General features: G+C 42.1%; 15 protein-coding genes and 1 riboswitch. Of the genes, 4 read left to right on the top strand and 11 right to left on the bottom strand.

From position 1 onward, the window contains the following. Positions 1-13: 13 nt before the first annotated feature. The 6 genes from BLW16_RS11445 to BLW16_RS11420 form a co-directional block, all read right to left on the bottom strand. Positions 14-1,489 carry an anion permease gene (locus BLW16_RS11445; RefSeq protein ID WP_090556716.1) on the bottom strand — a complete coding sequence of 492 codons (1,476 nt, stop codon included), beginning with the start codon at positions 1,487-1,489 and terminating at the stop codon, positions 14-16. Positions 1,490-1,508: 19 nt separating this feature from the next. Then, the gene (locus tag BLW16_RS11440; protein ID WP_090556715.1) at positions 1,509-2,630 is read right to left on the bottom strand and encodes a porin; all 1,122 of its coding nucleotides are present in this window, start codon (positions 2,628-2,630) and stop codon (positions 1,509-1,511) included. Between the two features lie 197 nt (positions 2,631-2,827). After that, entirely contained in the window at positions 2,828-4,051 is a 1,224-nt protein-coding gene (locus BLW16_RS11435) for an MFS transporter (RefSeq protein WP_090556714.1), read from the bottom strand. Positions 4,052-4,072: 21 nt separating this feature from the next. Next, entirely contained in the window at positions 4,073-4,297 is a 225-nt protein-coding gene (locus BLW16_RS11430) for a hypothetical protein (protein WP_090556713.1), read from the bottom strand. Between the two features lie 149 nt (positions 4,298-4,446). Beyond that, positions 4,447-4,872, bottom strand: coding sequence for a DUF4198 domain-containing protein (locus BLW16_RS11425; protein WP_090556712.1), 426 nt, complete (start codon positions 4,870-4,872; stop codon positions 4,447-4,449). Positions 4,873-4,888: 16 nt separating this feature from the next. Then, positions 4,889-7,297, bottom strand: a complete 2,409-nt coding sequence (locus tag BLW16_RS11420) for a TonB-dependent receptor (RefSeq protein WP_090556711.1) — start codon at positions 7,295-7,297, stop codon at positions 4,889-4,891. A 319-nt stretch (positions 7,298-7,616) separates the two neighbouring features. Between BLW16_RS11420 and BLW16_RS11415 the strand changes: the two genes are divergently transcribed. Beyond that, a complete protein-coding gene (locus BLW16_RS11415; protein ID WP_090556710.1) occupies positions 7,617-7,925 on the top strand; it encodes a hypothetical protein in 309 nt (102 codons plus the stop codon). A gap of 324 nt (positions 7,926-8,249) precedes the next feature. Here BLW16_RS11415 and BLW16_RS11410 read toward each other — a convergent pair whose 3' ends face one another. After that, positions 8,250-9,320: an SDR family oxidoreductase gene (locus tag BLW16_RS11410; RefSeq protein WP_245735233.1), complete on the bottom strand. Its 1,071-nt coding sequence runs from the start codon at positions 9,318-9,320 to the stop codon at positions 8,250-8,252. Positions 9,321-9,498: 178 nt separating this feature from the next. On the opposite strand from BLW16_RS11410, the gene BLW16_RS11405 reads away from it, so the two are divergent. The 3 genes from BLW16_RS11405 (at position 9,499) to BLW16_RS11395 (ending at position 11,028) form a co-directional block, all read left to right on the top strand. Continuing rightward, on the top strand, positions 9,499-10,080 hold the full coding sequence (locus BLW16_RS11405) for a Crp/Fnr family transcriptional regulator (RefSeq protein ID WP_090556709.1): 582 nt from the start codon (positions 9,499-9,501) through the stop codon (positions 10,078-10,080). Positions 10,081-10,263: 183 nt separating this feature from the next. Continuing rightward, positions 10,264-10,656, top strand: a complete 393-nt coding sequence (locus BLW16_RS11400; RefSeq protein WP_139298311.1) for a hypothetical protein — start codon at positions 10,264-10,266, stop codon at positions 10,654-10,656. Between the two features lie 66 nt (positions 10,657-10,722). Next, the gene (locus BLW16_RS11395; protein ID WP_217631558.1) at positions 10,723-11,028 is read left to right on the top strand and encodes an SDR family NAD(P)-dependent oxidoreductase; all 306 of its coding nucleotides are present in this window, start codon (positions 10,723-10,725) and stop codon (positions 11,026-11,028) included. Here the strand turns inward: BLW16_RS11395 and BLW16_RS11390 are convergent. From BLW16_RS11390 to BLW16_RS11375, 4 genes are all read right to left on the bottom strand, one after another. Then, positions 10,975-11,688 (bottom strand): hypothetical protein, encoded by a 714-nt coding sequence (locus BLW16_RS11390; protein ID WP_090556707.1) that lies wholly within the window; start codon positions 11,686-11,688, stop codon positions 10,975-10,977. The two genes, BLW16_RS11395 and BLW16_RS11390, sit on opposite strands and share 54 nt — an antisense overlap. A gap of 52 nt (positions 11,689-11,740) precedes the next feature. Beyond that, positions 11,741-14,005, bottom strand: a complete 2,265-nt coding sequence (locus BLW16_RS11385; protein WP_090556706.1) for a TonB-dependent receptor — start codon at positions 14,003-14,005, stop codon at positions 11,741-11,743. Between the two features lie 175 nt (positions 14,006-14,180). Continuing rightward, positions 14,181-14,360: riboswitch (cobalamin riboswitch) on the bottom strand. 166 nt (positions 14,361-14,526) lie between these two features. Further along, positions 14,527-15,324, bottom strand: a complete 798-nt coding sequence (locus BLW16_RS11380) for a phosphatase PAP2 family protein (protein WP_245735231.1) — start codon at positions 15,322-15,324, stop codon at positions 14,527-14,529. 87 nt (positions 15,325-15,411) lie between these two features. Next, positions 15,412-15,792: a hypothetical protein gene (locus BLW16_RS11375; protein ID WP_090556704.1), complete on the bottom strand. Its 381-nt coding sequence runs from the start codon at positions 15,790-15,792 to the stop codon at positions 15,412-15,414. Positions 15,793-15,799 lie beyond the last annotated feature (7 nt).

Raw genomic sequence — 15,799 nt, 5'->3', positions numbered from 1 at the left:
TATTTAATATCATTTAATATACACCGGTAACTTTCCACCAGATTCCGCCTACTCCCATCCAGATCACCAATAAAGCAATCCCGATCACCAGACCTATCGTCCACCAGCGTTTAACATCCACATAACCGCTTCCAAAAAATACAGGGGCCGGTCCGTGCGCATAATGCGTCAGCGTTCCATATAGTGATCCGGTAAATCCAAGCATGAGTGCCAGTAATAACGGAGGCACACCCATAGCCACACCTACAGCTAAAAGAGCAGCGTACATTGCAGCAACATGGGCTGTTGCACTGGCAAATAAATAGTGACTGAGAAAATATACCACAACGATGATCGGAAAAGCGACCGACCAGGAAAGGCCAAGCAGCTGTGTCTGGATCAGGTGCCCGAACCAAGGAATAAAGCCCAGTTCATTGAGTGATCCCGCCATCATAACCAGTGTAGCAAACCACACGATTGTATCCCAGGCGCCTTTTTCTGCTTTGACATCTTCCCATGTCAATACCTGGGTAAGTAACAAAATAGACAGTCCGATAAAAGCAGTAGTAGTGGCGTCAATCTTAAAAAAGTCGCCCGTTACCCATAGTACCAGTAAAATCACAAAGGCCAGCAGCATCAGCCATTCATTTTTTGTGATCGCCCCCATTTCGTTCAGTTTTGCGGTTGCCATTGCCGGCGCCTCAGGAGTTTTTTTCAGCTCAGGGGGAAAGATTTTATAGAGGAGGAAAGGAATGATGATCATTGAGGCCATGCCGGGTACGATAGCTGCCCAGAACCACGACATCCAGCTGAAATGGATTCCCATATCAGCGGCAAATTTCTGGCACATCGGGTTACTTGCTGTTCCGGTAAGGAATATCGCGGAGGTGATCAGGTTCATGTAGTAACTGTTCAGCGTCAGGTATGAACCCACCTTACGGTGTGTTTCGGGTTCATTTGGCATTGAGCCTAAACTCATCGACATAGATTTCATGATCGGGTAGATGATTCCTCCACCCCTTGCGGTGTTGCTCGGTATGGCAGGCGCCAGCATCAAATCTGCAGCGCCCAGGCTGTAGGCTAAACCCAAGGGGCTTTTACCGAACAGCTTGATAAAAATGTACGCGATCCTGCTGCCCAGGCCCGTTTTGATAAAACCACGGGCAATGAAAAAACTGATCCCGATCAGCCAGATGACTTTGTCGCCAAAACTGCGCAGGGCCAGTGTGATGGATTTTGCCGGGTTTCCGGGAGCAAGGACACCTGTAACGGCCACCAGTGCAATAGCGATCATACATAAGGTACCCATACTGGCAGCTTTCAAGATGATCCCGATGATCGTAGCCAGAAAAATAGCTAATAAATGCCATGCGTCGGGCTTAACGCCTTCCGGAGGAGGGATAAACCAAATAGTAAGCCCTATGGCGACTGTAATAATTAAAGGCAGCAGCTGAATTTCTTTGGCTGGAGCTGGCCCGGCTGTAACCGGTGCAGTGGGGTTGGCTTTCATGAGAATCCGTTTAATTATTTTATAATCTTGATTGTACTTGCAGGATAAAGAGCTGATTGTCGTATTGGGTAGTTCCCGCGATATTCTTTTTGTAGTGATCTATGTTCACCCCAAACTGGATGCGTGCGTTATAACTCTTCAGGAATTCTGCACTGACCATAGGTGTATAGGTTTGCCTCGGGTTACTGGCATGCCTGAAATCCCTGTCGAAATATTCATACCTGCAGGAAAACTCCAGTGAGCTTAAGCGATGGTAATTGATCGCATAGCGAAGGTTCGGCAGAAAGTACACGCCGCGCATCTGGTACTGGCTTACGCTGCCGATGCGTTTTGCCGAATCCAGTCCGTAATACAATACATGGTTGTTGCCCTGTTTAAATTCGGTTTCAATTTCGAGCGACCATTTTTTGCAGACCGGTATCACACCGGAAAGGTCTATGCCTGATGCGTATACATTGCTGTTCTGAACAGTGGCCAAACCTCCGTTCAGGCCAAGTTTTATTTTCAGGCTTTTTTGAAGCCCCAGCTCCACACGTGAAGAAAAGTGCTTTCCGTTATCGCTATCGGCAGTCTGGTTTCTGCCATTGCCATTTACAATAGAGAATTCATACTTCACAGGCACCTCTCCGCTAACCGCCCCGTAAATGCTGGCACCAATTTGGAAACTCTGCCAGCCATTATTGCCAAAAGCGGTGTACTGATTAGAATAATCCAGGGATTTGATTACATCTACGGCATACATATCTTCAAGACCAAAAGCGGGTCTGAACTGCCCCATTTTCAAATTGATATAATGGTCAAGCCGGTAAGTGATATAGGCATTTTCCAGCACCTTATTTACCGGATCATTTTTAAAATCAGCCAGATTGAGCAGCAAGACCACATCTGTACGATCAGATATTTTTGAAGTGAACTGAAGTCTGACGCGTTTAAGGTCAAAATCGTTATAGACTGCCTTTCCATTAGTATGATGTAACCCGTTCAGGTCTACATCCTTATTACCACTAAATAAATACCGGGCCTGGAACAGCCCTTTCATGGTAATTTTAGCCTTGGTTGAATCAGCTTTGGGAGCTTCCTGGCCATTGACACGCAAAATGCCGAGAAAAACAGGTAGCAAAAGGATTAGGAGTCTATTCATGTGATGAGCGGTTTAATAATTATGAACTAACCCAGTCCACATTCTTACTGCTCAAAGATGGATGATTTACAACCTCCGATTAATGTTTTACATCATCAGCAACAATGACCGTCATCACATAAAGAACATTTCCCATAAATTAACATCTATAAATGACAATTCCTAATTGTTGTAACGAGTAAATTGAACTTAATTCATTAATTATGAACAAGTTTCTCTGCATCTATCCGTAAAAACCGGAACAGAAGAACGCCGATCAGGATGGTAATCACACCCTGTGCCATCACCGTATCCGGTGTGCCGATCCATTTGGAAAGGAAACCGATGAGCAAACCACCAAGTGGCTGCATCCCAAAGAACGCCATGGCGTAGAAGCTGATCACCCTTCCGCGCATTGCCGGATCTACCGTTGTTTGGATGAGCGTGTTGCTGATGGTAATCTGCGACATCATGCCAAAACCCGTGATCGTGGCAAATACCAGTGCAAGCGGGTACCAGGTGGTATGGGAGAACATGACCAATCCTGCACCAAATATAATCGTATTCGTTGCCAGTATGCGTTTGAGATTTCTGCCCGGCTTAAGTGAAGCCAGAAAAATAGCCCCGCAGAATGCACCGAGCCCAATTACACTGTCAATTATACCAAACGTAGAAGCGGTTCCTTTAAAGATATCTTTTGCGTATACCGGAATCAGGGTACTATATGGCAGAACCAGAAGACTGACGGCAGACAGTGTGATGAGCACAAATTTGATGGAAGGCGTGTGCCTGATGTATTCAAATCCTTCCTTTAATTCTCCCAGAACGTTCTTAGTGATGGGTTTTTCAATATATTTAGGCAGCTTCATCATCAACAGAGACCCGATCACGGCAATAAAACTAACAGCGTTTAAACCGAAACAGACGTCCTGCCCAAATTTCTCCAGGGCCAGCCCGGCCAGTCCCGGGCCAATCAGCCGCGATAAATTGACCATAGAAGAGTTTAAAGCAAGTGCATTGGGCAGATCTGCTTTATTTTCTACCATTTCATAAACCAGTGACTGCCTTGCTGGAATATCAAAAGCATTGATAAGGCCAAGTAATGCACTCAGCCCGATGATCTCCCATGCATTGTAATGTTTGAAAAAGATGATGGCCGTGAGGAGAATAGCCTGCACCATCGAGGCCATTTGTGTGGCCAGCAGGAGTTTAAAACGGTCGTAACGGTCTGACGCAATCCCGCCCAGGAAAGAAAAAACAAAAGACGGAAACATACTCGCAAAGAGGGTCAGGCCCAGCATAAATTTCGAGTGTGTTTCCGAATAAATGACCCAGCTTACTGCGGTCTTTTGCATCCAGGTACCGATTAGTGAGATCGACTGACCACTAAAATATAACCTGTAATTGCGACTTTTGAAGGCATTAAATGTACTAATGTTCATTGTTGGGTATCCAGACTGTAATTAGCTTCTGTCTGGTTTTCCCGGTGCAATTCCTTTATCAACATTTAAGGTAAAAGATGATTCTGATGCTTTATCTGCCTGAGACAAATTATCAATGTCAGACGCTGCAACGTCTTCTTCAGACGGCGGAACAGCATCTATTCCGTCAGACTGTACATCCTGCTGGCTGAATTGTTCATCTGCTTCTTCTTCGTTAAATGAGGCGTTATCTTCTGGAGTAATCATAGTTATAAGTTTGATGTAAATATAAACTAAACGCAGTTCTTTGATCCTTGTTTCAAATAATTATAACAACAATCTGATAGAAGAAAAAAGCCGTCTCCTTTTTGATCAGGCAGACGGCTCTTTTTTAGGCATTTATTAAATTTTGGCGCTTAAGCTAAAAGCATATTCGCCGAAGCTTTTTCCCTGAACACGTCGTAATGTACTCCTCTAAACGTTCCGGATTGTTCAGACTTCAGTGTAACCAAAGCAAAGTATCTGCCTGCTTTTGGCGCATGAAAGGATACATTTCCATTTTCGTCTGTTTTAAGTTTCTGTTCCGGCATTTCGGGATGACGCATTAGAAGCGTTGCATTGGGAACAGGTTTTACTGCATGGAAAACCTGGATAGTGACATCAGAACCAGCTTTATTTCCGGTATGCTGAACAAGTGGTAAATCTGATAATGCAGCTGGGGCTATAGTCTCGCTATCGCCCAACTTAACGGTAGTCCTTCCATAATAATGCTGCTTGGCTACAGCTTTGCTCTGTACTATACCTGATAAAAGCACCAGGAAAATTAATGTAATACGTTTCATAGTAACCGGCTTTAAATTAGAATTTCAATGCTATGCTGCCAAGGAACCTTGCCGGTGCCTGTGGTGTTAACCTTACCGACCAGGTCTTTTCGCTGGTCAGGTTATCTACCTTCAAACCGATGCGGTATCTTGGCTGATCATAAAATACAGTGGCATCAAACATTGCATAAGATGGAATGATGATCTGCGTAACGGTTGTATTGGTATGGTATTGCCAGCTGGCGATGTTACCGCCAAAACCAGCACCCAGTCCTTTCAGCTCACCTTGAGGAATGCGGTAACTTACCCAGAAGTTATAAGAACGCGGCGGGCCTGATAAACCCGGGCGTCTTCCTGTGGTAGTAGCAGATGCTTTTGTGAGTTTACTGTCGTTATAAGCATATCCTGCAACTATATTTAACCCTGCAATAGGGTTGGCCGTTATATCGATCTCTACACCTTTACTTAACTGGGTTCCATCCTGGATCTGATAACCATTAAGACTGGCAGGATCATCACGTAAAACATTTTCCACCTGAATATCATAATAACTGACCGTACCTGATAACTTATGGTCCAGCAGGTCTGCCTTTACACCAAACTCAAGCTGATTGGCATGTTCAGGTTTGACGGCACTACCATCAGAAGTTTGCCCGCTTTTGTTAAAAAATCCATTCATATAGTTACCGAACAGTGATACGTGGTCTTTCGCTATTTCATAGACTGCACCCAGTTTCTGCGACAAAGAGTTTTGATTGTAAGGACCGGTCTGTGTACCGCCAACACCTAAACCACCAGCGGTAACACCGGTAACGATGTTATACACACCTCCGTATTTATAACGGTTCCCACGCAAACTCAGCATCACGTTCAGTCTGTCGGTCAGGTTGATCACATCAGAGAAATAGGCCGAATAGGTATTGTCCCTGTTGGTTTCCTTACGAAGCGTTCCGCCCCTGCTGGCCAGTGAATCCACTTTAAAAGCACTGATACGACCTGTAGAACCCTTCAGGAAATTAATATCCGGTGAAGCAGCAGTACCGGCAGTAGTGTTGACAGTCACCCTGTCGAAATCATTATAGTTATTATAGAAATCCAATCCAACTACCAGGCGGTTGCGCAGACCGGCAACTTTAAAATCACCTGTAAAGTTCTGCTGAATGTTCGTCGCGATAAACTGGGTATAACCAGTGATCACCTGTGGACGGATCGTAGAATCGGTACGTCCTGTCAGGGCTGTGATGTATCCGCTGATAGAAGAGCGCGCACGTGATACAATCGTTTGAGAGGTCCAGCTATCTGAGATCTTATAATTTGCCTGTGCAAAGATATTCAGCATCTGGGTGGTATAAGGAAGGTCATTGCTCAGGAATGTTTTGTTGTATGGAAATCCCATATCTGCAATTGATTTCCTTGAAGGCACTGTAGTACTTACAAAAGGATTGAAACGTACTACCGAAGTTCCTTTGGCCTGACCAAATTCTACATCAAATAACAATGAAAGACGATCGTTAACCTGATAAGAGAAACTTGGAGCCAGACTCAGGCTATTTGTATAACCCTGATCCTGAAAACTTTTCTCAAAGGTGGTTGCACCATTCAGGCGGAATAAAGCTGTTTTATCGGCATTGATCGGAGAGTTTACATCAAATGTCAGACGGTTAAAGTTCCAGCTTCCACCATAATAAGCTACTTCGCCACCAACATCATTGTAGGGCTTTTTGGTTACACGGTTATACAAACCACCGTAACTGCTGGAAATGCTGTTACCAAACAGCGTTGCCGAAGGGCCTTTGATCACTTCCACCCGTTCAAGGTTTGCAGGGTCAATGGAAGAAAAAGCAGCACCGGCTACTCCGTTTCTTGCATTCGGCTCCGTATCAAAACCACGGGAACGGAAAGTAACCCTGCCCTGATTGGCTATCATCGGGATACCTGCTCCGGCAACATTTTTAGCGATGCTACCCAGATCAGTAGCCATTTGCTCCTGGATCAGTTCTTTTGGAATCGAAGCGTATACCTGAGGATTTTCGAGGTTTTTAATCGGGAGCCTCGCAATATAGACACTCTCCTTCCTGGAGAATTTATTGGTTTGATTACCACCTACAATTACTTCCTGCAATGCCTGCACGTTTTCTTTAGGGAGCTGGTAATTGGCTGTAACAGTTTCTCCGGCCGTTACTTTAACTTTTAAATCTTTTTGTGCAGCACCCAACACCTGGATTCTCACAGTGTAGGAGCCTTCAGGTATATTGTTAAATGAGTAATTACCTTCTTCAGTGGTAAGCGTAGTCTGCTTGGTTTCAATCAGGGAAACTGAGGCCGAGCCAAAGGGCTGACCATCCACCAACGTGATTTTCCCGGATATCTTCCCGGAAGATTGTGCGAAAGAGCTGAGGGAGCCTGCCAAAATACAGGCGATAAGAACCAGAAGTAGAGATTTCATCAATACAAATATTTATTAGTGTAAGTTTTACACCAGCAAATATATCATTATTGTTTATAATCGATCTAATTAAACACGAAGTTAGTTAATTCCAGGAAATGTATTTATAATTATTTAATTTCTTATGGGATCCTGTTATCCGCATATTTATATCTGTCTGGCGACTTCTGCCCTGGCCGAACAGCTAAATCTATTTATTTAAAATAGGTTGTTTAATTAATTTTTTTTCTTTGTAAATCTGAAATTTCTACTTTATTTTGGCCTACAACTAAATAGAATATTTAACCAAAATAAAGCAAAAACTTATCATTCAACGCCTATGTTCTACGTTCTGATAATAGCCACTATTACGTTTTTTATTGCTCATGTGATCTTATTGCTCACGGCTTTTCGTCAATCTAAACTTGCCCGTATCCGTTATTTTTATTCACACCTGACTTTATGGATCACAGGAATATTCGTTTTTTCACTTGCCTTACTTTATAGCGGATCAGGCCGTTCTTCTTTTCTAGATTATTTCGACAGCACTAGTAAAAAAGCAATGATTCTGGTTTTTACGCTGTCACTTTCATTAGTTGCGCATTGCATTGTCACACTGGCGGTAGTTCCGTTATTGCGCAATAAGTGATTAGTATTATTATTTCAAATTAATTTGAGAAGACATTAGAATTTATATTCCCATTAGCTATATTATAGTTTTCAATAATGAGTATTCTCCATGATGGAAGGCCAAAAATCCCCTTGCTTATCAATGGTAATACTGAATATTAACAAGAAATGTTTTCTTTCTGAAGAACACCGTAATCATTGATTATAAAAATAAACTTTTTGGAGTATTGTAGTTTGAGTTACTGCGGCTCAATAACTTAATAGACCACAGGGATGCCAATCAGATGCCTGTAGTCTATTAAATGTCAGGGGTATAACCGAATAGTCATCCCTGGCATTGTTGTTATGGGATAAGCTTCATTGCACGCAATTCATCGAATAACTCGTAAAATGTTTCCTCTGTATCCTGAAACACAGTGAAGCCCATTTTTCTGCTTTTTGACATATCAGTCATTACTTCAATTGGCCGCCCAAGATCAAGGTCAGTATGCCATGCGGTTGATAACCTGCTCAGAACTTCTTCTTTTAACTCGTATTTTTGGGCAATCTGCTTCCAGGTATCAGCGTCTCCGGCCATTTCTTTTTCCAATGATTGAATTGAGGTTCCATACCCCACCGGTTCCACGCCAAAGTAAGCTGCCAGCTTATTCCATAAACGGCTCCATCTAAAAACATCCCCGTTAACCACATTGAACGCCTGATTGCGTGCAACTTCTGTAGTGGAAGCCCATATGAGGTGTGCAGCCAGTACCCTTGCATCAGTAACATCAGACAAACCATTCCATTGCGCGGCTGATCCGGGCCATATGAAAGGGCGTCCGGTTTCTTTACAGATCGTTGCGTAAACGGCGAGGGTGGTTCCCATGTTCATCGCATTGCCTACTGTCTTACCAATAACAGTGTGAGGCCTGTGGATGCTCCAGGTAAAACCGTCACGTGCAGCTGCAGCATAAACTTCATCCTCCTGTGCGTAATAAAAGTTCTCAAGGTCTACTCTCGGATGTTCCTCCCTTAGTGGGGTTTCGGGTAGAAACCCTTCCTTTGCATAGGCTTCAAAGGGGCCCAGATAATGTTTTAAACCTGTTACCAGTGCAACATGTTCAACTGATCCTTTTCCTGACAACGCGTCTAAAATATTTCTGACCATTAACCCATTTACCCTGATATTTTCGGCCTCAGTATCATTACGCATCCAGGTGGTAATAAATACATGACTGGGTTTAATATCAGCCAAAGCCAGTTCTAAACTTTCAGGATTTAAAAGGTCTGCCGCAACAGGCTTAAGATCTTTAATTTCCTCCTTCGGTGTACGTGCCAAACCATATGTTTCCCATCCTTCTGAAATCAATTTTTCAGCCAGGTTACTGCCGGTAATACCGCTGGCGCCAACTACTAATGCTATTTTGATCATCATTATATACTTTTAGTTCTTTCTAAATAATCGTTCGTACAAAATTACCATAAGCCGGTAGGTTGGCGGTTGACTTGCATCAGGTAATTTTGGTGATCTGGATCAAGAGCTTTTCTGCCATGGCATAGGGTAAATTCTATTGATGAAAAGGTTATCTTTGTTTTAAAATGCTATTCAAGTTATGATCGATGTACTTTTCAGGCACATAGAGGAAAAAGTTACTCTTACTGATAGGGATAAGGATGTGATAAAAACCTTTTTCGTTCAAAAGAAATTGAGAAAACGGCAATATCTTTTACAGGAGGGTGATGTTTGCAAAAACATTGCCTTTGTATGCAAAGGCATGTTAAGGTCTTACAACGTTGATGAAAAGGGTGAGGAACATATGAGTGTTTTCGGCTGGGAAGGATGGTGGTTGTCTGACTTCAATAGTTTTCTCACTGGTGAGCCATCGATGTTTAATATTGACGCCATAGAAGATTCAGAGGTATTGCTGATTTCACATGCGGAATACGAAAGATTGACATTGACCGTCCCCATTATGGATCGCTATTTCCGCATACTTTATCAAAAAAGTATTGTGACTAAAGAACGCAGGCTGATGAGTTCCGTCACGCACACTGCTGAAGAAAAGTATTTACTTTTAATTGAATCAAACCCTGAAATTATTGAACGTATTCCTCAAAACCTGATTGCCTCCTACCTGGGGCTGGCACCGGAAACATTAAGTCGCATCAGGAAGAACCTGGCCTTTAGAAGATAAAGATTTTTTTATTTATCAGCTCTTCATACAGGCCTATGGCCTTTGCATGAATCAGCATTGTGCATTTTTGTTATGTCTGAGATCAAAGTGATATAGCATATCCGTTTGAAAATAATCTGGCTGTCTTAGACATTTGAATCTGTTAAACAATAGATTGATTTTCGCAAACTTAAAGACACGGCTGTGGCTAACTTTGAATCAGAAATACAAACAATTATGTTCATCAGAATGATCAGCGGTTCTCTTATTCTTTTCTCGGCTATCATGGGTACCAAACATGGCTGGAGCTTGTTAAATATAAAACCTGGCCACGCGGGTCCGGTTGCAGATCTTCTGCTAACATTGAATTTAAGCCAGCCCACTTTAAAGCTCTTTTCTATCCTAACTATTTTAGGCGGATTTTTATTACTTCCACCTCAAACATTCTTAGCTGGAAACCTTTTGAATATATGCTTGTTCTTATTTTTAATCATCCGTTTCCTGATAGCCGGAGACATTAAACACGCTTTGTCAGAAATTTCATTTTTACTGGTTCCGGTAGTATTGATCTTTCTTAAACATCCGCTTGCAGGATGATAATTGTTACCACCCTAACGCTGCATGAATCTGGTTCTCAGATTTTAAACAGCAACTGAAAATATAATGAACTTATCAAACAACAAAATTCTAATTGCAGGCGGTGCAAGTGGCATTGGCTTAGGTCTTACAGAAAGGTTTATTCAGGATAACAATACCGTAATTATTTGCGGAAGACGCGAGGATGGTCTTAATGCAGTTGCCGCGAAATTCCCTTCAGTGATTACAAAAGTATGTGATCTGTCTGCCGAGGCAGAAAGAACTACAATCGCTCTTTTCAAAAGCTTAACATGTAATGGACCGACGCTGAGTTATTATTTACTTATTAAAAACGTGGTAAACCAAAATACAGCCCACTATCATAGATCCTAAACCGGCAATTCCATTTATCCATTTAAACACAACCATGTTTTTTTTCAGGTATCTGCTCATGGTAGAGATCAGCACATAACTATAAATACTCATTGTTATAATTATCCCGGCCGATTCAATAACCAGTACCATAATTGAGGCCTGGATTGTAGATGCACTAATTACCAGGGCAGTAGTTAGTGCCCCACCGGTTCCGGCTAATCCGTGTATCATGCCTACCCAGAAAGAACGGGTTAAGGGTTTAATTTCAATTACTTCTCCATTTTTACCATGCAAATGAATTGAACTGGAAGGTGAATGATGGTGCACATCCAGTTTCTCGTTATTCCGCACCATTTCATCCATTTTGTAATTACTTCTTATCGCTTTGATCCCTAATAAAATCATGATAGGCCCAACAGCAATCTCTGCAAATTCAGAAATATTTGTTACATAGAGATGCAGGGATGCTTTAAAAGCAAGGGCGATGCCACCAAAAACAAGCAAAGTAACGGAATGCCCCAATGCCCATTGTGAGGCCCTGAAAATCACTCCCCATGAGATTCTCTTTTTCCTTATCGCCTGTTCTGACGCCAAAACAGATACTGCCGTGATATGATCCGGCTCAAAGGAATGTAAGATACCTGCCAGCAAAGGGCGTGTTATATTTAAAAAACTCATGTTATAAATTCGGTTTAAGATGTAGGTTCAGGTTCATTTATGGACAGACTATTTATTTGAAAAAGTAACTTAAGTGCAGGATTGAAGCAAACTTGGTTCCTGGTGTAAAGGCAATTCCGTTAACAGGAGCCTGTCCTTTTAACCGCGTCTCCGTTGCAAATTGTGTTTCCTTCCATTTTACACCAAAAATATTGCTGACGGTTAAGCCAATTTCATATCTGGATTTGGTATAATTGACCACCAGATCATTGATAAAATAACCTTCAGCTTTAAGGCTGTAATCTTCATTCGCTGCCCGGCTACCTAAATAGCGATAACGCAAGCTACCATTGAATCCATTTTTCAGTATATAGGTTACCCCGCCGGTGCTGCTCCATACTGGCGCCAGTGGAATATAATTCTCTCCTTCAGGCTCATCCAGCACCCGTCCGTGCGCATAGTTCAGATCAGCATCAAAATATAAAGATTTAAGCGGCTGATAGCGGGCAGAAAAGTCAATACCAATACGCTGCGTACGGCCGCTAAAATCTACTGTACCCCCATCGCCCGCATACACAAATTCATTTTGCAGGTAGCTATACCACACAGCTGCATTGATCAACAAGTTTTTAGCAGTTTTAAAAACAGTCCCTAAATCAGCGCTATAAACTGCAGGTAGCGTTTGCACTCCTTTTTCGGTCACAACTACCCTTGCATCATTAGAGTGGAAGCCCTTACCAAATAATAAATAGAACTGCGTTTGATCTGTTGCCTGGTAATAAAAGTTGAGCTTAGGACTGATCATATTGTTATGTGCGGTATAAATGCCTACGCCATTTAATGTGCTGTCACTGGCAAGCTTGTTATTGTAACGGTAATAGAACTGGTCGAACCTTAATCCTGCATTCATCGTAAATTGATCACTAAACCTGAAAGTCTCATTCAGATAGGCACCGGCACTGAATTCTGTAACGTCACCCAGTTTTATCGGGTCAATTAAAGTAAAGCGGTCAATTGTATGTGAAAGTTCGCTGTTTGTTGTTGCATCAAACCTTGCATCGATTCCTATGTTGGTAGTTATTTTAGTACTTCCGATATAACTGTCATGATGATAACTGCCTTTATAACCAAACAGGTTTCGGGATTCCCGCTGTCTGATCTCATCTCCATTAAGGGTATCTGCCAGGAAAAATGTAAAATTGGTATGCAGATCAAATTTGTATCTTGAATAATACAGCTGGTTCTTTAGGATATCATGGTTATCCATTGATGTCAGCAATTGTATGTTCACATTGGTTCTGGATGTCACACCACCTTCAAAGGGATCAACCGCTCCATAAAATGGAATAATTCCTGCATTTACTGCATCCTCCGGAATTTGTCCGGAAGCATTCCAGGAGCTATATAACGTAGAAGCCGAAACTGTCAGCCAACTTTTTTCAGCCACCTGCCCGTGATATTTTGTGAAAAAGTTGAAACGCTTAAAATGCTGCGGGTGATCAAAAAAGCTATCGCTGTACCTGTATTCAGAAGCAGCGTACCAGGATTGATTTTTCGCCTTTGCTTTTTCGTTCAGCAGGTTCAGCATACCCAATACCCGATAAGTATTGAACTGCCCGCCTTCAACTCTCAATATATTATTACTGATTGAATTTGCAGTATGAAAATCAACAAATCCGGTAGTGGCAAAATCTCCTTTTTCAGCATCATAGGGGCCTTTTTTATAAGTAGTACCTCCAATGGTTTCAGGAATAATGAAATGGCTGTCCGCATAGCCATGCCCGTGTGCGTGTGAAACCATGTTGATAGGCATACCATCCACATTCAAGCTGATGTCTGTACCATGATCATTATCAAAACCTCTAAAGAAAATCTGTTCGGCTTTACCGCCTCCCTGATGCTGACCAATAAACAACCCGGGAACCATACGCAGCACTTCCTGCGAATTGGATATATCTCTCATTTTAATATCAGATTCACTGATCGTTTTGTAAGGGTTAGTCAAATTGCCGGAGATCACTACATCAGCCAATTGGGTTTGCTGTGGATTCAGCGTCAAACTTTGCCCGTTTTTATAATCACTGAAAGCAATCTCTTTCGTTGCATAACCGACCCCTGATACGGATATCGCCTGAACCGGTACTGTGATATTTTTAATGTAAAAATGACCGCTTTCATCCGTAATATCGGTTCTCTTTCCGGGATATATGGAAACGGTAATACCATTTAAGGGCAATCGGGTACCGTTATCAATTATTTTACCCTGCACATATTTTTGTTGCGCATGCAATGTGTTAAGACAGAGTATCAGAACTAATAAGAGTAGAGTTTTCTTCATAAAGGAAGTGTAGCTGCTATAGATGTAATGTGGTTCAAATGAATTTGTCCATTCATAAATCTTGCAATACGAAAGAAAAGCAGAGGGGAAAGTATAAGGATATCAAACAGCACCAACCCAACAGGAGTTGTTCCATTTGTTTTAACCTTGATCCTTGCTTCAAACCGCGAAAGCATTGTCAATTCAGTAAAAGGCAGGTCTCCTGACTTGTAACATTTTATCATCCTTCCCATTTTAAAAACAGTGGATATTTTTGATAAAACTTTAGTTACTTACAGTTGCGCGACAGTCCATGATTCTCACATGGTTCCCTATTATTCTGCGGTTAAGCAGAACCCTCACTTGTTGATGTAAATTTAAGAAAGAACTATTCGAATCAGTGACAGCTAGCTCTCACTAATTCGAGGCGAATGTACTATTAAATTCCAGATTATATAAATAAATCAGCCAATAGTATATTTGGTAGAACAGCAGGAAGCATTATTAGAATATTTCATTGCGCTTAACATACGGCATTAACTCTAAAACGTTCCGTTAAATGCTATTCCAGCAGCTTTTTGCTGATATGTTGGCACCATTGAATAGTGCATACTCTGCTTGCCAATCACCAGTTTCCTCAGATGGGGATATATCAGGTAAGCGAGCTTGGTGGAAGCGATACCAATTCCTGCTCCTGCTACCACATCACTGAGCCAGTGCTTGTTATTATATAGCCTTAATGCACCGGTCGCCGTAGCTACGGTATATCCCGCATAACCTATCCATGGCGAAACATCACGGTACTCCTGATTTAAAAACTCTGCCGCCGCAAATGCATTAGCCGTATGTCCGGAAGGAAAAGAATAGTTGTTGGAACCATCAGGACGCGGCCTATCGGCTAAGTGCTTAATGGCTGTTGTAGAAACGCCCATGATACCAAATGATAAGATATATAAAGCAGTCTGGTCAATGATGCCGTGCTTGCCCTTTATGCCTGCCAGGTTTAACCCGTAAACAGCTACCATTGGGGCGTACTGCGTAAAATTATCGAGGTGATGCGCAAACAAAGGATGGTCTTCCTGAATTTCTGCTTTGGTACTAAAGTCCAGCGTCCGGATAGCGTTATTGCCTAAAGATAACAATCCATAAGATACCAGAACAGCCGGAACAATAAAGGACTTGATGGTTGGCGGATTTTGTCCGCGCATCTTCATTACTGAAGTTTGCCTGGTATAAACCGAATCCGGTTTTTCAGGTTGCATAACCTGAGCGGAAACGAGTCCTGGTAAACATGTTGCCAGGACAATAGTGTAACTTTTAATTGAATGGAATAACTTCATGATGCTCTTTATAAACCCGCGTGCAGCGATGCAGATAAAGTAACAGTACAAAACTGGAGAAACTTTGTATTTCAGCCACCTGTAATATTAAATATTAAGATCTTCATACTCCTCATCAGGATGCTGCTCTTTCAGCTGTGCTATTAAATGGTCCTGCTGCCTGATTGTCTTTTTAAGTGTAAGCAAGAGTTTGTCCTGTGTGGCAACCATCTCATTCAACGAAGAGATGGTATGGGTATTTTTGTCCCCGCGCAGTAGTGTAATCAGCTCATCAGCCTCATAAAATTGAAAGAAATTTGTCTTTAATACCGCAGAGATCTGGATGAGTGAGTTAACATCAATAGTCTCCATGTTAAAGAAGTTTTTCAGAAAAACATTTTTATCACGTAATATCTTGACAAAACTTGCATGAGAAAACCCCTGACTTTTCATTTCCTTCCAGATCAGCATTCCAATTTGTACTTTCATATGAATT

Source organism: Pedobacter hartonius (assembly GCF_900107535.1).
Lineage (GTDB): Bacteria > Bacteroidota > Bacteroidia > Sphingobacteriales > Sphingobacteriaceae > Pedobacter > Pedobacter hartonius.
Note: the sequence above shows the minus strand (reverse complement) of the source record. Positions and strands in the feature narration are given on the sequence as shown.